Source organism: Parendozoicomonas callyspongiae (assembly GCF_023502345.1).
In the GTDB taxonomy this organism is placed as follows: Bacteria; Pseudomonadota; Gammaproteobacteria; order Pseudomonadales; family Endozoicomonadaceae; genus Sansalvadorimonas; species Sansalvadorimonas callyspongiae.
This window is the reverse complement of the sequence record NZ_JAMFLX010000002.1, coordinates 1-19,835: the sequence shown is the minus strand read 5'-3', so window position 1 is coordinate 19,835 and position 19,835 is coordinate 1. Positions and strand designations below refer to the sequence as shown.

The window sequence follows — 19,835 nt, the reverse complement described above, 5'->3', positions numbered from 1 at the left end:
GCTCTCCTTGCTAGGGGTAACAGTAAGAAATATAAAGAGAGGCCACTATTGACTTTTGGTTCTATCTGGTATGAATAAAACAAATACCAAAAGACTGTGTAAGTTTTTCAACAAACACATTTGAGGAAGGAGGTTTGAAATGCCCCCCAGAATTATTCCGGGGGACATGCAAAGCATATTAGAACTTGTAGTTATACTGCAAACTCAGGATATGAGCATTACTCTTCTTGATTTTACCATCAACCTTGATACCGGTTGAGCTGGTATAATGGATTTCGCTCTCTTTACCCGTTAAATAAGCATACCCGGCATCAAGCTTTTGATTACTATCAATCGTATAGCTAGCACCAACACTGAACCATTCACGATCGCCATCCGGGATACGGAAGCTGCGATGCTCATCACTGACAGGGCTGTTGTCGTATGCGTAACCGGTACGGAATGTCCAATCTTCACTGTACTTATAAGTCGCACCTACTGACCAACGAGAAACATCTTTGTATTCAAAGATCTCTTCAGGGTGTGCAGCAGCCGGGACACCATCAAGCTTAATTGTGAGTTTCTCAAGTGAGGACCACCCAATTTTTTGGTAACTGGCATGAACAGACAACTGATCATTCAGCTGCTGTAAAATTGAAAGTTCCGCAATTGAAGGTAGTGTCAGATCAGCTGAACCATTAGTGTTAAAGTTCAACCCAAGAGGGTTAACATTGGCAACAACAGTGCCATTATAGACTTGAGATTTATTCTTACCTTCAAGGGTTGCGTCGACTTCCGAAGTATAACTGAATCCTAAACGCGTATGCTCAAGTGGCTGCCAGAGAACACCAGCACTCCAGTTATATGACCAGTCATCTCCTTCCATATCAAGAGCTGTTCTGAATGTATCTGGGGCGACAAGAGCAACATTGCTAAGAGCAGCTTCCAAATACACGGCATTCAATCCGAAACCAATACTAAGGTTATCTTGAAGTTTATAAGCGACACTTGCATTTAGGTTGTAAGTCATAATATCTGACTTTTTAGCTGGCAAAGTCATGCCAGATTCAGTGTCATATTCGGTGGAAAAACCAAAGTTGGTATAACCAGCAAAGCCTACGCTGACTTTATCATTTACCGGAGTTACATAATAAAAGACAGGTACGACAGCAGCAGGAGCTACATCTTTTTGCACTTTACCTTTATAATCTCCATACGGGTAATTAGGATCAGTCAAACCTGTTGGAGTTGGTGTAGTATTTTCAATCTCAATATTTGGCTTAATATAGCTGACTGTACCAGTGAATGTGGGGCCATCTAGGAAGGCCATACCTGCAACATTTCGTGCAATAGTGGATGCATCTTCTGCCGTAGCAGCTTCACCGGCAAAGGCACGGCCGACACCAGCGGCACTGTGTTCAGCAACCTGGAAAGCGGCAGCATTGGCTTGCATGGCAGGAAGCATTGCAGCGAACAGAGCTGATAGTGTGAAAGCTCTGGAAAGGCCTTTATAATTCATTCTTATCCCCTTGGTACAGCGAGGTGTGTGGTGCAATTTATTATTCTTCCTGCTTTTCGAAGGTGTGAACTCAACTGGAAGAATAATTCTGGCCAAGTCAGAGTTCAGACCCAACACTCCTTGTTGCGGCCACTCTAGAGGAACGTTGTTTCGCTCACCATTGAATCTTTCTGCTATCTGATTTGTGCTGCGCGCATATCATAGCAACCATGATTTCACTCTTCGCAACACGCATTACCTGATAGATGCCAATTGAGAGAGCCGCTTTGCGTGGAATGCATATTTTATGGAGATATTTTCTGTAAAGACTCTTTTACAGGCTATTGATAAAATACATGCAGATCAGCGACTTGAACTTCCATGGAAACCACGATTACAGCTTCTTCACCTGCCACACCGGCTCAGGATGTCTTTATTGTTCCCCCCTGCCGGGAACAGGTCGACTTTATATATGTTGATGAACACTGCCTACTTATCAATAAACCATCAGGACTTCTCTCTGTTCCAGGCCGCCACCCTGCCAACCAGGACTGTGCTATATCACGTGTTCAGCTGCGGTACCCGGATGCGTTGATAGTTCATCGACTGGATATGGATACATCCGGCCTGATGGTAATTGCCCGCGGAGCAGAGAGTCACCGCAACCTGAGTCAGCAATTTGAGAACCGCTCTGTTGAAAAGGAGTACCAGGCCTGGGTTCATGGAATCCTGAAACCCGGTGAAGGCATCATTGAACTGCCTCTGCGCTGTGACTGGCCCAACAGACCTAAACAGATGGTCGACTTTGAACAGGGAAAACCGGCAATAACCCGCTACCAGGTTTCCGTCAGGGACAGTGGTCAGAACAAAACCAGGGTCAAGCTGTTTCCGGTCACCGGCCGCTCTCACCAGCTCAGGGTTCATACGGCGGAACTTGGCCACCCGATTCTGGGTTGTAACTTCTATGCCCATGAAGATGCCAGAACAGCAGCCAGACGGCTTCAGCTGCATGCCTGTTATCTCAAACTCAGACACCCTAAAACAGGAGAGGAGCTGATCGGCCGATCAACTCCTCCCTTCTAGTTCGATTAAACGAGGGCTGTTTACTGAACCAGCTCCTGCTCGGAGAACATACCTTCGAACAGCGGGCTGGACAGATAGCGCTCACCGGAATCCGGCAGAATAACAACAATATTCTTGCCTTCGAATTCCGGCAGTTCGGCCAACCTGACGGCTGCTGCCATGGCTGCACCGCAGGAAATACCACAGAGCATACCTTCCTCTCGCCCCAGGCGAAGAGCCATTTCAATAGCTTCCTCGTTGGATACCTGTTCTACACGATCGATCAGATCGAGATCCAGGTTCTTTGGTACAAACCCTGCCCCAATCCCCTGAATTTTATGGGGAGCGGGCTGTACTTCTTCATTGTTCAGAGTCTGGGTAATCACTGGAGAAGCAGAAGGCTCAACGGCAACAGTAACAATCTTCTTGCCCTTCTCTTCCTTGATAAACCGTGATACCCCAGTAATAGTGCCGCCGGTACCGACACCCGCTACCAGAACATCAATTTCACCATCGGTGTCGTTCCAGATTTCAGGCCCGGTTGTCTCTTCATGGATGCGAGGGTTTGCAGGGTTTTCAAACTGCTGCAGCAAAAGGAAACGTGATGGATTAGCTTCTGCAATTTCCTTTGCCCTGGCAATGGCCCCATTCATACCTTTGGCCGGCTCTGTCAAAACCAGGGTAGCTCCCAGTGCTTTCAGCAGTTTTCTACGCTCAAGACTCATAGAGGCAGGCATTGTCAAAGTCAGAGGAATGCCTTTAGAGGCAGCCACAAACGCCAATGCGATACCAGTGTTACCACTGGTAGGTTCGACAATTTCCATTCCTGACTTGAGACGGCCACTGTTTTCAGCATCCCAGATCATGCTGGCACCAATACGGCACTTGACACTTCCCGCCGGGTTTCTCGATTCAATCTTGGCAAAAACCTTCTTATCTTTGACAAGACGCTGAACCTTCACCAGAGGGGTGCGACCGATAGTGCTGGCGTTATTACTGAAAACAGAACTCATGAAAATATCTCCCTAATGGTCACCACGCTTATTCATTTATCACAAAAATCAGCGTTCAAAATTTTTTCTATGTACGAACTATCCAGTACACGACACAAGCAGTAAACGATTGTTTTCTTATGATCATATAACTCCAAGTTATAATTAGCCCCATCCGACACCTGATATCCACCTATGGAATATATTGATCTGCATCAAGGGAGTGTTTAGAGTACCTGCACACAAGCACAGTACAAGAACAACAAGTTACGGGCCAAAGAACACGTTATGAAGTTCAACAGCACCGAAGAATATATCGCCACCGATGACCTCCGACTAGCCGTCAATGCCGCCATCACCCTGCAGCGCCCCCTGCTGGTCAAGGGGGAGCCTGGGACCGGTAAAACCATGCTTGCAGAGCAGTTAGCCAACTCCCTCGGATTACCTCTTATCCAATGGCATATCAAATCAACAACCCGTGCCCAGCAGGGCCTGTATGAATATGATGCGGTATCGCGCCTAAGAGACTCACAGCTTGGTGTTGAGGGTGTTCACGATATCAGCAACTATATCGTCAAAGGGAAATTGTGGGAGGCCTTTGAATCCGACACCCCCGTGGTTCTACTAATCGATGAAATTGATAAAGCCGATATTGAGTTCCCCAATGACCTGCTGCTGGAACTCGACAAGATGGAGTTTCATGTTTACGAAACTCAGGAACAGGTCAAAGCCCGCCACCGTCCGATCATTATTATCACCAGTAACAACGAGAAGGATCTGCCGGATGCCTTTCTGCGTCGCTGCTTTTTCCACTACATCAATTTCCCTGACCGTGAAACCATGAAGGAGATTGTCAACGTACATTTTCCCAAGATTCGGGATTCCCTGGTTAAAGAAGCACTTGAAGTATTTTTTGATGTGCGTAAAGTGCCCGGCTTAAAGAAAAAGCCCTCCACATCAGAGCTGGTCGACTGGCTGAAATTGCTGATGGCGGATGATGTGCCTGAAGAGGTATTACTGGAACGTGACCCAACGCGTGCGATTCCACCTCTTGCCGGGGCGCTGGTGAAAAACGAGCAAGATGTACAACTTCTTGAAAAGCTGGCATTTATGGCAAGGCGAGGAACTTAAGGGCATACTGACAACTCTTTAACAACTTTTACGGAAATCTTACAAGAGCAAAAACGCTGCCATTTTCGTTGAAAATCTGCAAAACAGACGACATCTAGTGAGCAAAAATCGCCTCTCCCGATTTTTGTTCGTCTACAGAATTTCACGGCCATTCACAAAGAACACTCATTTCTGACAAAATTCAGTAACACAATTCGAAGTGTCAGTCGACGGATACCGCATGACACCAAGGAGATGGCTCGTTACCTGTGTAGTGAAAGTCTGAGGATGAAAATGACATTATCGACATCAGGGGGAAGAGTTGTTCTTAGCAGTCAACTCACTCAAGAAAAAAAAGGCCAGGAAGCCGAAGATATCTTTACTCATTCAGCCCGCTCTCTCGAGGTTATAAAACAAGAGATTCAGGACTTTATCAGTGGATATGGTTTCCTAAGTTTCCGTTATAGCTCCGCTCCAAAGCAACTGTCTCTGCAGGACCACACACTGCTGCAGAACTTTAACTTTCAGGAAAGGGCTGATGGCCGAGAAGGTTTTGGCACCCTGCCGGAAAAACTGCTGAAGACCTATTACCGGTCTTTTGCTGGCCAGGATTCCTTATGGCCTCAGCTGGAAAAGGCCGACGAACCGGTCATTCACCTAAGCACCGAAAACTGTTCTTCCAAAGTTCTGACCTTCTTCCACAACTACAATATCAACAGCCAGCTGTTCCTGCCCATGCGCTGGCAGACCGGCTCTGATTGGTTCTGTATTTTCAGCTTCCAGAGCAGTCTTTCTCCTGAAGATCTGAAGGAACATTACGAAACTATTCATACCAAGCTCAATGCCCGTGCTCTGGGCTGGCACCTTGAACTGATGGCTTTCAAACAGGACAAATTTAACCCTTATATTGTCCGCAAGGTTCTTTCTCCCAGGGCAAGACATATCCTGAAACTGGCGGCAGAAGGTTACTCTTCCCGTACCATTGCCGAGATGACAGATATCAGCGATAACGGGGTGAATTACCATTACCGTGAAGCGAAGCGGGTACTCGGAGCACGAAACCGCACTCACCTTGTTTCACTGGCAAAAGATTTGCGCCTGATATGATGCGAATGACTACATAACCTGCAGGCTCCTTCCCTCAGGAGTCTGCATCAATGTGAGTCAAACAGCCTTAAAGCTTAAGTTATGAGCGGAGATCCCGCTCATATCCGATCATACCCCTTACTTTCCCCCAGAAAACTCCATAGCAAATTGCATAGAGCGAGCATCTTTCTTATGCTTGCGGCACTACAGTTGCAATTCATTATAAAAACAAATGCTGCTTAACTTTTTCGACACCCTTCGCAAGTACCGTGTTCCTGTCAGTATCAGGGAACATCTGGATCTCCTGGAAGCTCTCCAAAACCATCTGGCTTTTGCCGACCTTAATGATTTCTATTTTCTGTCACGTTCGGTTCTGGTCAAAGATGAACGTCACTTTGACAAATTCGACAAGGCCTTTGCCGCCTTTTCAGAAGGTATTGAAGACCTTGACCAGATACTGGATGCCTTAATTCCGGAAGACTGGCTTAGAAAAGAGTTCGAGCGTTTTCTGTCAGATGAGGAAAAAGCTCGTATTCAAAAGTTTGGAAACCTTGAAGAGCTGATCAAGCAGTTCAAAGACCGCCTCGAAGAACAGAAGAAACGCCACCAGGGCGGAAGCAAGTGGATTGGAACCGGAGGCACCTCACCGTTTGGAGCCTATGGATATAATCCCGAAGGTATCAGGGTTGGTCAGGAAGGTGGCAGAAACCAGAGTGCAGTAAAAGTATGGGATAAACGGGAGTTCCGCAATCTGGACGATGATATTGAGCTGGGAACCCGCAATATTAAAGTCGCCCTGCGCAGACTGAGAAAATTTGCCCGTGAAGGTGCCCAGGAAGAGCTGGATATGGATGACACTATTCGCTCTACCGCCCGCTCAGCCGGCATGCTTGATATTAAAATGGTTCCGGAACGGCACAATACCGTGAAAGTTCTGCTTTTTATCGATATTGGCGGCACCATGGATGCTCATATCAAGATCTGTGAAGAATTGTTTTCAGCTATCAAGACCGAGTTCAAACATCTGGAATTTTTCTATTTCCACAACTTCATTTATGAATCCGTGTGGAAAGATAATCTGCGCCGCCACAACGACCGTATCCAAACCCTGGATATTCTCCACAAGTATGGCGATGACTATAAAGTGATCTTTGTCGGTGATGCGACAATGGCCCCCTATGAAGTCAACCAGCCTGGTGGGAGTATTGAGCACTGGAACCAGCAACCCGGATCAGCCTGGATGCTGCGTTTTATGGATAAGTATCGCAAGTTGATCTGGCTGAATCCTTACCCGGAAGCGCACTGGGAATACACCACATCAACAGAGATGATTCGTGATCTGGTCGAAAACAGGATGTACCAGTTAAGCGTTAAAGGTCTTGAGGAAGGCATGCGCTATCTAAGCCGCTAACCTTCCTCAAACAGGATGGATGGACAGACCAGTTAAGATGATTACAGTTTCGCGCTGGCGAGTGAGTATCTCAGCGAGTAGTCTTCTTTGAGGATATCAAAGCTGGTAATTGTCTTTTGACTATCCAGATCAAATTCATACTGTGAACCATCGGTCATATTCAGCATGACTGAAAAGCCTTTGTCATTTTTTACAGTTTTGGACCAGGCGACAGCTGTCGGCTCATTCATCAATAGAAATGCACTGCGATACTTTCTGCTGTCGCCCTTCATTTCCAGTCCGTTCGGCAGCTCTGCCAGTTCAACCAGCTTTCTTTCCAGATCATCGAACGCACCATACTCACTGACCCGAATCAGCTGCTCACCATTTCCGCTGTACAATGCCGGTTCTGTACGGGACATAGTCAGCCCCCCACTTTTTTGAACTTCTTCCAGATTGGGGAAAGAGATTCTCTCAGGCAGCGTCTTATCAAATGAACTGCGAAAGCTCATGGAGAGGTAGTGATCCTGGATATTTTTTTCCAGGGTAACATTGCCTGTGAACTGCTGGTTATCAGCCTTTACGGTTACCCGGTAGCGGATTTCATCCCCCTGCACACTGGCAGAGAAAAGCGATACAACTCCCAACGAAAGAATAGCGGCAATAGAGAGGAAAGGTTTACGGTCAATCGTCATGGCATTTACTCCTGAGCCAATGAATCAAGTTCAGGAGTCCATCCCACTGTTTATCAATTTCCCTGCCCAAACTCAGACAGAATGACTGACACAAGGTTCAGTATGACCAACACCTCGACTGTTAGCAGTGCTGACATTTACTGACAGAATGGCTAACAGGATGCAGAAAAATAAAGGGACACTTTCAGGAGGTCTGGCAATAGGGCACTGATTTATAAAAGAGTTTTCAGATATGCCGGAACCAGACTGGTAGCAGGGCCATTCTCAAAATGATCAAAAATACTGGCATGCTGACCCGGTTCAAGGTTCAGCTCAACGGTTCTCGCCCCTGCAGCCGAGGCTTCCTGGAAAAAACCGGCTGCTGGATACACATTGCCTGATGTGCCAATACTGATAAACAAATCGCACCGTGACAGCGCGTTATAAATCCGATCCAGTTCCAGTGGCATCTCATGAAACCAGACAATATGAGGGCGCAGAGAACCGACAGCAGAGCACAACGGACAACGACTTGCTCCATCCATTGAACCACACCAGGCCGAGACCGAACCACATCTCTTGCAGCGCGCCTTCAATAGCTCTCCATGCATATGAATCAATTTTTGGGAACCGGCACGTTCATGAAGATCATCAACATTCTGGGTAACAAGTAGATATTCCCCAGTGAACTTTTGCTCAAACTCAGCCAGCGCGTAATGAGCTGCATTAGGCTGCACCTCCCCCAGTTGCTGACGGCGTGCGTTATAAAAGCGGTGAACAAGGTCAGGGTTACGGAGAAAACCTTCCGGAGTGGCGACATCCTCGATGGTATGGTCTTCCCATAAACCATCTGCCGCGCGGAAAGTTCTGATGCCCGATTCTGCAGATATCCCGGCACCAGTTAGAATAACAACAGACTTACAACGAGCCACTGATTCACTCTCTTGTGGATGAGAGCCTAATCATAAAGGATCATGCCCAATCAGGCAGCAACTTGCTGCTCCTGACGTCTTATGTTTTTGACTATTCGCAGTATTTCGAGATGTTGGCTGACCGCTGCTCCTTTATGAGCGATAGCCTTGAACAGCATTTCCGCATCTTCAAGGTTCTGGTTTACGCCCTTGTAACAGTACATTTTACTGAGAGCCATATCATAGAGCGTTTCATCGCCCTGCTTATGTTTTTTCCGTGCATTGATCGCATCAACAGTCTCACCAACCTGTTTTTTCCATAGCTCCCAGTCTTCCACATCCAACTTCTCTCTCACCTTCCAGGCTTTATCACAACGCTCAACCAAAAGGTTACATGCATGGATTCTGTAATTGGTGTCAGAATGGAGCAGTTCAAGGTCGTGTATTCCTTTTTTCAGCTCTGTAAAGTTATGATTCACGGCATCATCCCGCAGGCGCAGAGCGCCAAGCAGCAGCCGTGCCTGGTTGCCTGGAGCCGCTCCCCCCTGCCTATTGGCAAGCGGTTCAACAGCGCCGATAACACCCTTTTCACCAACGCCAGCAGCATTCTTAAAGTGGGTTAATGCTTCTTCGTGCTCCCCGCACTCCCACAGAGCCTGAGCAAGAACCATTAATGCACGCCCATTTTTAGGTTTGTCGTCTACAGCTTTTCTAAGGTGCGTAATCGTTTTATCGTAATTCCCCTGGTGATAATGCAGTTCTCCAAGCTCTGTTCTGTCCATATCATTTTCTTCGATAACACCTTCCAGCCTATCGATTTCACACTGGGGTATTTCAATATTCAGCCTTGCAAGATCATTGTAAATCGACATGGCTACAGGAAGAGTATCAAGCCGGTAACCTGCAATCGAAGCAATCTGTTTTAAATGATTGACAGCACCACCTTTAGGCTGCGAACCACTGCAGGTGAAGACTTCTAAAGGCAGCATTTTCAAAAGATATAAAGCTTCCGGAACCTTGGCAGGATTTTTCAAAGACGCTTGCACTTCATTTTTAAACTCTTCCAGCTTGGCAATATTTCCAGATCTCACATTGTCCAGCATTGTGTTCAGTCGCTCCTCGACTGAAGCAGGAAAACAGAACACACCCGAATGTATGGACTGTGCAGCCGGAATATTCACCACACCATCAGGTTCAAGCCCGATAAACTCCACTGCCTTTTTCGGAATAGGAATGGGTAGAATACCTGTCAGTCTTGAGTGCACGACAGGTAACCCATTTCTTGACCCAATACGCACACCACCATTTTTAACAGAGCCTGTCGTTACTCGAATCGCAATATTGATCCCTTTGGTAATAAGCCAGTCCGGCAACGATGCTCTTGGGGCTTTTTTCAATTCTCTCTCCAGCGCCCGGATCTGACTGTTTTTTTCATCTGTTCGCTCATCCGGGCTTATATCCTGCAGCCATTCAAGCTTGGTTCTCATCCTTATACGATTCAAATCCGCCTGAGTAACGACCCGCACACCAACACCCGCCAACTCCCGGATATTAAATTTCCCTTTCCTAACATTCAGATGCCCGCTCATGACCAGAGTTTTATTTCCCAGCAGAAGTTTTGCCAGCCTTTTCTTGATTGTCTTTTTCTCAGGAACGGCCTTCTCACCTTCCTGTGGAACTGTATCGTCTTCCAGAAGATCGTCAAAGTTCACGCTGGCATCATTGACCTGCAAGTGTCCATCCAACTCTTTATCAAGATCCAGCTCAACCCTTCCGAGATGTATATTACCTGACTGAATATCCTTAAGGCCTATATGCCTCGGGTGCATCATCACAACCTGTCTAGAACGCCGCCCACTTTTATGGGTGTGCTTGACACTGGATATACCGGCATCACGAATCCTGCCTGTTCCGTAAATGGGAATTTCATACCGGCTTGGTGTTGCAGGTTTGCCTTCTTCTGATTTCAGTCCGGTTTCTACCGTAATCGCACCGTTGCCGGACACTTCGAGTTCAGCCAGTGTTGTATCAACACGCTGCTCATGACATTTGGACTGCAGTTGTTTTTCCTGGGAGATAACCTTGAAGCCCTTGGCTTTTGCATCCAGATCTTTGGGAACCACAATCTGGAAACCTTCTGTTCTTATAGACACAAGCTGGCTGGAGTCGGTGCAGAGTTCGGACATCTTCACCGATACCTGCTTAGGGGAAATATTCACTTCCGTCCTGCCCGACAAATCAAACTTGACCCTGCCCTTTGCCTGGAGCTGTCCAAGTTTTTTTATACCAGTTGTTTGTTCAAGGGCCGGAACCATTCCGGGTTTACACTCTACCTGCGCAAAAGACTTGGCTCCTTTAACGGCATCTTCATCAATGACGAAAGCAACTGAGGTCTGGTCATTATGGTTTTTAATATCAAGATCAACTCTCGCCAGCTGACCTGTTACCATCAGATCCCCGCTGTTAATAACATCCAGCTCATCCGCCTTGATATGATTATGCCCTTCACCCTCAACAACCCAGACCGGATCGTTACTGGCTTTGGTCGGCCGATTGTGAACCTCACGAACCAGGCTGACATGCATATTGGAAGCACCCAGTTTTAACTGCTGGCTGGCATTTTCAGGCAGTTTCTCCAAAGCCGACGGTGAAGCCAGAAGAGCAAGAGGTGCGGGAAGATGAACAAGAGGATCATCCGGTCTGATCTTTTTGACAATCTGATTGGCAAGGTTCAGAGGGCTGGCAACAGTCACATCAGCTGTCACCGCATCGACCTCTAGAGCTGCATTTCTTTTGTTATCAAGTGGTTTACCGTTAACATCCGGTTTGAGAGCCAGTTTAACGTCTCTGAGCTTTGCTCCAGCTTTGACCTCTCCTTCTGTCTCTACATTGACACTGTCAACCGAAGCAGTCACAGGCAAGGGGAGCCCAGCCAGCATGGTATGTAATGCACTGCCAGGGCTTCGCCCGGCCATGCATGCTCCCCTGGCAATGGTATCCGACTTTAATCCATCAACCTTAACCGTGGCATTCCCTGCCTTGAGACTAAGTTCAACGGGGGCAATTCCACCCTTCCCTTTCAATGCCTCAAACGTATCCCACCCCTTCGAAGCAAGGTCTTTCAGACCTCCAATAAGATCTTTCTTGATACCACTGCTCTTCAGGTATTTATCCATTCCCTTGGCTATTTCACCACCGACCGTCAACTGAAAGCGGTCAATATCAACGGTGACATCAACATATTCAGCTCCATCAATGGGAGCCTTTACCACCGCATGTGTTTTATCAAACACAATATCAACAAAATGCTCACCTTTGTCCTCACGAGTCACAATGGAGGTTGGCCACAGGCTGATTTCCTTAAGTTCAACTGGCGGGTTGCCCAGCTTTAAGTCATTAATTTTTATCGGACCAATAGCAGCTTTACCCTGACTGATACTGCGCAGGTTTAACATCAGAGTTACGATCTGTTCAGCCATTGAAGCTTCAACGACTTTGACTTCCTCGAGGCGCGCTTCAAGTTTCTGTTTCTCTACATTAATGCCTTGCTGTTCACCATCTACCTTTCTGATATCTGATTGATTTTTTAAAATCACTTGTTGAACAGTTTCACTGTGTGATGTCTGCGCCTTGATTTCCTCTGATTTAGCGTCACGCTCCTTTACTTTTGCATCCAGCTTACTCTGTCTATCTGCATTCTTTTTTGACCTCGGGTTGTCATTAATTTTCTTCTGCTTTGCCTCAATATCTCTGGTTAGCTTTTCTACACCTGTCATCAAGTTTCTAATGTTTGTGGTCACCTGCTTTTCCAGCTCTTGATTGCGCCGCAGGTTATTAATCAACCCATCTTTTCTTGCTTTCAGTTCACGGTAATCTTTATCAAGAGCGCTCATTTCCTGTTTCAGGGTCACCTGTTCACCGCTCTCTTTTAAGACACCCTTGAGCTTGCTCTTGGCAATCCATGCCACCAGGCGCTGGAACTTACCTCGTTTTGGCTTCAGGTTTTCTGCGGCCAAACCTGTTATATAGTGGTCCAGGTCTTTGTTATCCTCCCACTGCTCAAAATCAGTCAGATCGGATCCGTTTGATGCTTGGGTCGTCTCTGAACCGGCAACGCTGACTATGTCATCAGCAACAGAAACTGGACTCGAAAGGCTTCGGGGAGTGCTGAGTGCGGGACTTTGAGGCGGGGTAAGAGGAACTCCCGGCTCTGATTGATCTGACTTGGCCTGACCAATGGCCTGAGCCAGGGGATGCAGCGTGATATTCCTCTGATCTATTCGCTGCCTGGGCTTATTAGAGCTTGATTCCCCACTGGACTCAGGGGGAACCAGAACAGCTTGAGAGGGCTTTTTTTGGATTCTTCGTCTGAGTTTATCCAGGCCAGTTCTAATCAATCCTGGTTTATCTGCAGGTTTACTCCCCTCAGGGCTGTGACTCCTTCTGAAATACTGTCTTATCTTCCCTTGCATCCCTGCTCTCCGGACCCATTAAAACACATAGGAAACAATGCCCGCGCATCCAGCGCAGGCATGTTTTGAGTCTAGGAGGGAGGGAGTTAATCAGAGAGAAACAGCGTCAGTTTTTGCGGTAGGTACTGGTAAAGGTCACCGTCACTGTCTTGCCTGCCGGGATACTGACAGACAGAAGTCCTTTGTCCGCCCTTGCCCCTTTGTCAGGTTCAACCTTCATCAGGCTGTAATCGGTATCCTCAATCAGCAGATCAGCGTCCCGTTCCTGACTATTGGTTACGGTCAGCTGCCAGTCCGCTTTCCAGCTGGAATCATACTGCCGGGTTGCCAGCCGGCGCCTTTCTACGGTCAGGGTATAAGCCTCACCAAGAGCGATCTCAACCGGCTGACCAGCTGATGTCTGGGGAATAGAGCCAAAATTCACGATTTTCAGGCTGCCCTCGCGATCTTTCTCCAAAACCTGCAAAGGACCTGCCGGAAGATCTCCTTCAGCATTAAAGGCCAGGGTTCTTCTTGGATGCTCTTTGACAGACCGGTTTCCCGGATGGCTGTTGCCATAGAAGCTGTATTTATAACGGCTGGTATAACTGCTGCCTTTCTGGTTCAGCAGTGGGACATTAAGCTCACCACCGGCAGGCAAAGTGTACTTGCCAGGGACATCAATAAAAAGAAGATCGCCAAATCTTTGCCGTTCAGCTCCCATATCCGCTTCAGCAGCCATGGTTACCATCTTGCGGCTCATAAATTGCCCACCTCCACTGTTTCTACCCAGATCACCGGAAGCCAGCTGCAGGGTTGCACTGCCGTAGCTGGTTAGTGAGTTATTGACCAGATGTGCTGAGAGATTGAGATCCAGAGTGGAGTCGGCAGGCACAGTTACCATACGGTACTGATTACCGTACTGCAGCCCGTGATTCAAATAGGTCAGGTTCACCGCCTTCGACGGTTGCTGCAGGCTGAAACTTGCCTCCAGCATGGGAGCAAACTTCTGAACCGGAAGAGCATTCGTTCCAACCGTGCGCACGGACATGCCATTATCCCATTGGAAAATATCCTGTCTGCCATCGTCCAGAAGCAATACACCGGCCCCCTGCTGCCAGTCGATAAGCGTACCTTTTATAGAAGAGCCGGTGCCGGAACGTTTTAACTCAACCTGCTGCCCGACCAGTTGCTGCATTAACTGGTCATGATCGGATATCGTGCGACGCCAGAAAATACTGTCAGGCAGATGCTGTCTGCTTCCATCCCTGGCAGCCAACTGCAATGTTGGCAGATCCCAGTGATCAAAATCAGGTCGTAACCTGAGCGTCGACTCGCCTGCCGGGAGCTTTTTATCCAAAGCCTGTGAGACCAGTGTCTGGCCTGAATACATGGTCAACTGCGTAGAGGTGGCTTTCTCCATATCAACACTAACTGAAGCAGCCCATGAACCAGAGGACACCGCCAATGCCAGAGGAACCATAACCAGAGACAGAGCCTTTACCTGCCCCCGAATCAAGCGCATAGGTTTTGTCATTATTTCTGCTCCACTATCGTTTGTATCCAGTCAGTTGTAACCAGCGACGTCCGCTGTCACGGGCATGCTCCAGAGTCACCAGCATGGCAGGAACCACCAGCAGAATCAGCCCTGTACCAAAAGCCAGGCCGAAAACAATAGACGTTGCCATGGGAATCAGGAACTGTGCCTGTAGTGATGTTTCAAAAAGAATGGGCAACAGGCCACAGATGGTGGTCAGTGAGGTCAGCAAAACAGCTCTTAGCCGCTGACAGGCTGCTTCCGTTATAGCCTCCAGAACCTCCATGCCCCGCTCTCGCAGTTTCCGGTAGAAAGTCAGAAGAACGATAGAATCATTAACCACGATACCCGCCAGACCAAACAGGCCGAACTGGGACATAACAGTCAGATCCAGCCCTGTCATCCAGTGCCCGAACAGTGCCCCGGTAATACCAAACGGAATAGCCAGCATCACGGTAATAGGCCAGCTGTAGGATGAGAACACCCAGGTCAGAATGATATAAATCAGCGCCAGGGCAATCAAGAGCCCCATTAACATATCATCCATCATGGCCCGCTGTTCCGCACTGCGCCCTTCATAACCGTACCGCAGGCCATATCGGGCGGTCAGTTCTGGAAGTATGGTCTGCTCCAGCTGTGCCAGAACCTGTCCGGCATTAGTGACCTTTTCATTGACATGGGCACTGACCTGCACCGCCAGCTCTCCGTCTACCCGCTTCAAGGTATCCAGGCCCCGCACACTTGTGAAACTGACCAGATTATCCAGCCGCTCTGTTCTTTCAGGCCCCAGGACAATGGGATAGTCGGAGATAGTTGTTAGCTTCTCGCGCTGCTCCCGGTTCAAACGCAGCCTGACTTCCACCTCTTCATAACGGTCGTGATAGATCTGCAGCCTCTGACCGGCCACTGCAGTTCTCAGACGTTGACCAACTTCCTGCCTGGATAAACCCAGTGCACGGCCTTCGGGTTTAATATCAAATAGAATCTGCTCACGGCCATATGGAAGATCATCTTCAATATTGCTGACGCCCGGATAAGTGGCCAATGCATCCTGTAACTCGAGAGAAGCTGATTTCAGTGCTTCCACATCCGGGCCAATCAGTTTCAGTTCAATGGCTTTTCCAGGTGGGCCGGCCCGGGTCTGTGCAATGGTAAAGCGCTCCAATCCCTGGGGCAGATCAATAGCTTCTTTCCAAGCCCTGATCAGTTTAGCATTGGTTGTTTCCCGATTTTCTGATGACTCAAGATCAACAATCAGGGTGCCGTAGTTCTCGCCGTACTTATTACTGGAAAACAGGCCAAACTGCCCATGGTTCTGCATCTGGAAAGTGTGCCTGACAACCTTTTCCCCCATCATGGACTCAGCATCACGCAGACCTCTTTCCAGCTCATTTAGAAACTGGCGGGTCTCCTCAGGGGATGTCCCCGGAGCAAACTGGAAGGCGGCACGCATAGTCTGCCCATCAATAGTGGGAAAGAATGTGAAACGAATATGGCCGGAAGCCACCATACTCAGGCTAATTACGAACAGTGCAACAGCAGTTGTTATGGTTGTTCCCTTGTTTCTGACCGCCGCGGATACCAGAGGACGGAACCACTGCTCACGGAAGTTATCAAACGCTGAGTCCAGCTTGATACGGAACGCACTCGGCTTATATGGTTTTTTACCAAGCGAGTGATAGAGATGACCGGGAAGGATCAGGAAACATTCCACCAGCGAAGCCACTATCACGCAGATCACCACCGTTGGAATATCAATCAGCATATTGCCGACATTGCCATCCAGAATCAGCAGCGGAATAAAGGCGGCTATCGTCGTTAATGAAGCAGCTGTAACCGGAGCCATCATGCGCATGGCCCCTGATATCGCAGCCGAACGCGGTTCCTCACCTTTCTGGATATGGGCAAGAATATCTTCGCCAACCACTATGGCGTCATCAACGATAATCCCCAGAACCATAATCAGACCAAACAGGCTGATCAGGTTGATACTGCCACCTATCAGTTCAAGAATGGCCAGAGCCGCCAGAAATGATATAGGAATACCGACGGATACCCAGAAGGCTACATTCACATTCAGGAACAGGAACAGAATGGCCACAACAAGTATCAGCCCACCAAGACCATTCTTGATCAGCAGCTGCAATCGTTCACTCAGATAAGACCAGTTTTCATCGTAAACAATAAGATCAATATTATCGGGCAGCTGTTGTCGTACATCAGCAACCCATTCCTGCAAAATACCGGCAGCTTCAAGAGTATCGTCACCACTGGTGCGAAAGAGTGTCATCTGAACTGAGGGCTTGTTATCGACATAAAGTCGTGGCCAGCCTTCCTTGCCCTCCATGGTGACAGTGGCGATATCACCAAGCCTGACCACAGCACCATCACCATCGGTGACTACCGGCAACTCTTCAAATTCGCTTGGCAAACGTGCCTGACCAAGACTGCGCAGGGGGCGCTCAACCGTTCCCACACCTGCGGTTCCGGCCGGAATATCAATACTGCGGGAGCGAATCGCTGAAGCAATCTGCGGCAGGGATGTACCAAGCCGATGCAGTTGATTGCTGTCGACTTCTATCGCCATTTCCAGTTCCGGCAAACCATCGAAAGAGACTTTGCGTATCCCTCGGGCCAGAATATCCTGTTCCAGTCGTCTGACCAGAGGTCTTAACTCCTCCAGGGAAACACCACCGGCAATCACAACTTTGGCTATGGGCTCAAACCGCTCCAGCTTGCTGACAACCGGAGTTTCAGCATCATCGGGCAGCGTGTTAACACTGTTAACAGCCTGCCGGATACGATCAGTGACCTCACCCACATCTTCTGACCTGTTGATCTCCAGCCGGATTCGGCTCATCCCGGGTGATGATGTCGAAAAATAACGATCAATACCGGCCAGGCTTTTCACCTCGCGTTCAAGCGGAATGGTGATAGCCTGCTGAATATCATCAGCGGTTGCACCGGTCCATGTTGTGGAAATGTTCACCACATCCACATCAAAAGTCGGGAAGAACTGAGTATTGAGTCTCTGCAGGGCCCATAAACCAGCAAGGATCATTAAAGACATAACCAGGTTGGCGGCAACCCGGTGACTGGTAAACAGAACAATGGGAGAGAACCCGGAATGTTTGCTCATTGAGGATCTCCAGCTTGACCAGGCTGGTCACTCTGATTGTTGCCCTCTGCTGGCGAACTGTTCTCAGTCTTAACCTTTACCTTCATACCGCTGATAGCGCTGGCAATTCTGGTCACCAGCAGCTGATCATCTTCCTTAAGCTCAGAGCTTTGAACCAGCAGCCATTCCTGACCGTTTTCCTCCTTACTCCCGAGATGATCAACCTCTATTGCTTCCAGCTGACTTTGGGAGTTCACACGGTAAATGTATCGATCTCTATAAAGGGCATCCGGTGGCACCTTAACGACCTGCTCTTTAAGCGGAACCTGTAATTCGATAACCCGGACACGACCATAGATCAAAGGCTTTGCCTGTCCCTGCGCAAGGCGGAATAGGCCATCAACACCGCCGCGACCGCTATCAACCGATCCAGCCAGGCGATTCAACTCAAGCGGGATCAGATTTCCTCCTGTTCGCAATAATGCCGAGACTTGTGTTCCGCTCTCAATCAGGTTCTGTACAACCGGCAAAAAACGATCCGGAATCTGGGCACGTATTTCCAGCTGTTCCGTGTCGTACATTTCCAGAAGAACATCTCCGGGCCGGACTCGTTCTCCCTTTGCCACTTTTAGCTGACTGACAACTCCGGAGAATGGTGCTGCCACCCTGCTGCGTTCAAGATCCAGCTTTGCCTGCTCCAGCAGGGCCTGGGCACGGCTGTGCTGGGCTTCAAGCTGCTTAAGTCGGTTACTGGCATCATTGACCATCTGTTCACGACCTAAAACAGTCAGTTTCTGTCGGGCATGATTACCAATAGCAGTTTCCAAAATGGCTTCCGAAACCAGATTCTTCTGCTGCAATACCTCCTGGCGGTTCTTCTCTTTTTCAGCATTATCCAACAGAATCTTTTCCTGACGGAGGGCCTCACGGTCCATCTTCCCCCGAAGCTGTTCGGATTTGAGGCGGGCTTCTATATCAGCAACATCAGCTTTTCGCTGAGCGACGACAAGCTCCTGGTCTCTGCTGTCCAGTTCAACAACAAGCTCATCATTGTTAACAGCTTGCCCCTCAAGGGCATGGACCTGTTTCACATAAGCCGTAACCGGTGAAGCCAGTGAAACAAAGGCTGGTGTTTCTACCCGACCATACAGTGTCGCCTCCACAGACTGCGCTTCGAAAGAAACCGGCATGACCCGGACAGACCATTCACTTTGTCGGGCTTTGGCAGGTTTTGGCCGTTCAGCGGTTGAAAAGAGAAAGATAATCAGCAGGATTGTGACCATCACAATCAGTAGTGACCATTTCCATCGAGAGTAGAACAGACGCTGAATCAAAGCGGAGGGCATCCGGCGACACCTTTCATTAAATGATGAATCATTGTTTATACAGAGTATGCAGTTTTACCTGCCCATTTCTGTTTAGGATTATGCCAGAGAACCGCAGAATGATTTATCGAATTTGATCATCCTGTTGGATTATTACTCTACTACTCTTCTGTAGGTTTTTGATCCAACCCTCTGTGTCGACTTAAGAGCCTGCCCCTTTTAAATGCTTTTTAAGAGCGGTTGGTCCAGCTCGCAAGGCGGAAGCCAAGGCTGAACTGGTGAAAACTCAAACCACGCAGGAAGCTGTCTCTATACCCTCCTGGACGTGTAACTGAAACCAGCTCTGCCAGCTCTCCCTAACCGGGTTTAAACCACATGCAGTAACCTTTACACACACCTCATCCGGCTTGGGATTAGGGATTTCAAGATCCGCAAAAAAAAACAAATCACTGGCAGGATCAAAAACAACGGCTTTCATTTCAGGCCTATATCACAGGTTAATAGGCCTTAGTTTATGGAAGACAACCCAAAAGAATGAATTATGATTTCTTATAAAATATATAAATCCTTCTTATCGATATCATGTCCTGGTGAGCCATACATACTGCTACTGGAAAACATGTTTCCCCATAAACGTAAAAACCCGACCGGAGCCGGGTTATAAAGCCATATACAACTATCTAGAAATCTGCCGCCAGACGC

General features: G+C 48.3%; 12 protein-coding genes. 4 read left to right on the top strand and 8 right to left on the bottom strand.

All coding sequences use genetic code 11. The features are described from left to right. Positions 1–178: 178 nt before the first annotated feature. Positions 179–1,498 (bottom strand): OmpP1/FadL family transporter, encoded by a 1,320-nt coding sequence (locus M3P05_RS01545; protein WP_249697476.1) that lies wholly within the window; start codon positions 1,496–1,498, stop codon positions 179–181. Between the two features lie 360 nt (positions 1,499–1,858). Here M3P05_RS01545 and M3P05_RS01540 point away from each other — a divergent pair, with 360 nt between their 5' ends. Continuing rightward, entirely contained in the window at positions 1,859–2,560 is a 702-nt protein-coding gene (locus M3P05_RS01540; protein ID WP_249697475.1) for a pseudouridine synthase, read from the top strand. 20 nt (positions 2,561–2,580) lie between these two features. On the opposite strand, the gene cysK is transcribed toward M3P05_RS01540, so the two are convergent. Further along, the gene (gene cysK, locus M3P05_RS01535) at positions 2,581–3,552 is read right to left on the bottom strand and encodes a cysteine synthase A (RefSeq protein WP_249697474.1); all 972 of its coding nucleotides are present in this window, start codon (positions 3,550–3,552) and stop codon (positions 2,581–2,583) included. A 267-nt stretch (positions 3,553–3,819) separates the two neighbouring features. Here cysK and M3P05_RS01530 point away from each other — a divergent pair, with 267 nt between their 5' ends. The 3 genes from M3P05_RS01530 to M3P05_RS01520 all read left to right on the top strand — a co-directional run bounded on the left by M3P05_RS01530 (position 3,820) and on the right by M3P05_RS01520 (position 7,138). Next, entirely contained in the window at positions 3,820–4,662 is an 843-nt protein-coding gene (locus M3P05_RS01530; RefSeq protein ID WP_249697473.1) for an AAA family ATPase, read from the top strand. Positions 4,663–4,935: 273 nt separating this feature from the next. Beyond that, positions 4,936–5,748 (top strand): response regulator transcription factor, encoded by an 813-nt coding sequence (locus tag M3P05_RS01525; protein ID WP_249697472.1) that lies wholly within the window; start codon positions 4,936–4,938, stop codon positions 5,746–5,748. A gap of 211 nt (positions 5,749–5,959) precedes the next feature. Beyond that, positions 5,960–7,138: a vWA domain-containing protein gene (locus tag M3P05_RS01520; RefSeq protein WP_249697471.1), complete on the top strand. Its 1,179-nt coding sequence runs from the start codon at positions 5,960–5,962 to the stop codon at positions 7,136–7,138. Between the two features lie 41 nt (positions 7,139–7,179). Here M3P05_RS01520 and M3P05_RS01515 read toward each other — a convergent pair whose 3' ends face one another. The 6 genes from M3P05_RS01515 to M3P05_RS01490 form a co-directional block, all read right to left on the bottom strand. Further along, on the bottom strand, positions 7,180–7,812 hold the full coding sequence (locus M3P05_RS01515; protein WP_249697470.1) for a hypothetical protein: 633 nt from the start codon (positions 7,810–7,812) through the stop codon (positions 7,180–7,182). Between the two features lie 212 nt (positions 7,813–8,024). Next, positions 8,025–8,723: a Sir2 family NAD+-dependent deacetylase gene (cobB, locus tag M3P05_RS01510; protein WP_249697469.1), complete on the bottom strand. Its 699-nt coding sequence runs from the start codon at positions 8,721–8,723 to the stop codon at positions 8,025–8,027. Between the two features lie 50 nt (positions 8,724–8,773). Beyond that, complete coding sequence (locus M3P05_RS01505) at positions 8,774–13,174, bottom strand: tetratricopeptide repeat protein (protein WP_249697468.1); 4,401 nt, start codon at positions 13,172–13,174, stop codon at positions 8,774–8,776. A gap of 106 nt (positions 13,175–13,280) precedes the next feature. Beyond that, on the bottom strand, positions 13,281–14,690 hold the full coding sequence (locus M3P05_RS01500; RefSeq protein WP_249697467.1) for a hypothetical protein: 1,410 nt from the start codon (positions 14,688–14,690) through the stop codon (positions 13,281–13,283). A 13-nt stretch (positions 14,691–14,703) separates the two neighbouring features. Then, positions 14,704–17,829, bottom strand: coding sequence for an efflux RND transporter permease subunit (locus M3P05_RS01495; RefSeq protein WP_249697466.1), 3,126 nt, complete (start codon positions 17,827–17,829; stop codon positions 14,704–14,706). After that, complete coding sequence (locus M3P05_RS01490) at positions 17,826–19,154, bottom strand: efflux RND transporter periplasmic adaptor subunit (RefSeq protein ID WP_249697465.1); 1,329 nt, start codon at positions 19,152–19,154, stop codon at positions 17,826–17,828. Before M3P05_RS01490 ends, M3P05_RS01495 begins: the two co-directional genes overlap by 4 nt. Positions 19,155–19,835: the final 681 nt, after the last annotated feature.

Excerpts from the sequence above, each read along its gene's own strand:
- M3P05_RS01545 (WP_249697476.1), bottom strand. The coding sequence starts at position 1,498 with ATGAATTATAAAGGCCTTTCCAGAGCTTTCACACTATCAGCTCTGTTC.
- M3P05_RS01540 (WP_249697475.1), top strand. The coding sequence starts at position 1,859 with ATGGAAACCACGATTACAGCTTCTTCACCTGCCACACCGGCTCAGGAT.
- cysK (WP_249697474.1), bottom strand. The coding sequence starts at position 3,552 with ATGAGTTCTGTTTTCAGTAATAACGCCAGCACTATCGGTCGCACCCCT.
- M3P05_RS01530 (WP_249697473.1), top strand. The coding sequence starts at position 3,820 with ATGAAGTTCAACAGCACCGAAGAATATATCGCCACCGATGACCTCCGA.
- M3P05_RS01525 (WP_249697472.1), top strand. The coding sequence starts at position 4,936 with ATGACATTATCGACATCAGGGGGAAGAGTTGTTCTTAGCAGTCAACTC.
- M3P05_RS01520 (WP_249697471.1), top strand. The coding sequence starts at position 5,960 with ATGCTGCTTAACTTTTTCGACACCCTTCGCAAGTACCGTGTTCCTGTC.
- M3P05_RS01515 (WP_249697470.1), bottom strand. The coding sequence starts at position 7,812 with ATGACGATTGACCGTAAACCTTTCCTCTCTATTGCCGCTATTCTTTCG.
- M3P05_RS01505 (WP_249697468.1), bottom strand. The coding sequence starts at position 13,174 with ATGCAAGGGAAGATAAGACAGTATTTCAGAAGGAGTCACAGCCCTGAG.
- M3P05_RS01500 (WP_249697467.1), bottom strand. The coding sequence starts at position 14,690 with ATGACAAAACCTATGCGCTTGATTCGGGGGCAGGTAAAGGCTCTGTCT.
- M3P05_RS01495 (WP_249697466.1), bottom strand. The coding sequence starts at position 17,829 with ATGAGCAAACATTCCGGGTTCTCTCCCATTGTTCTGTTTACCAGTCAC.
- M3P05_RS01490 (WP_249697465.1), bottom strand. The coding sequence starts at position 19,154 with ATGCCCTCCGCTTTGATTCAGCGTCTGTTCTACTCTCGATGGAAATGG.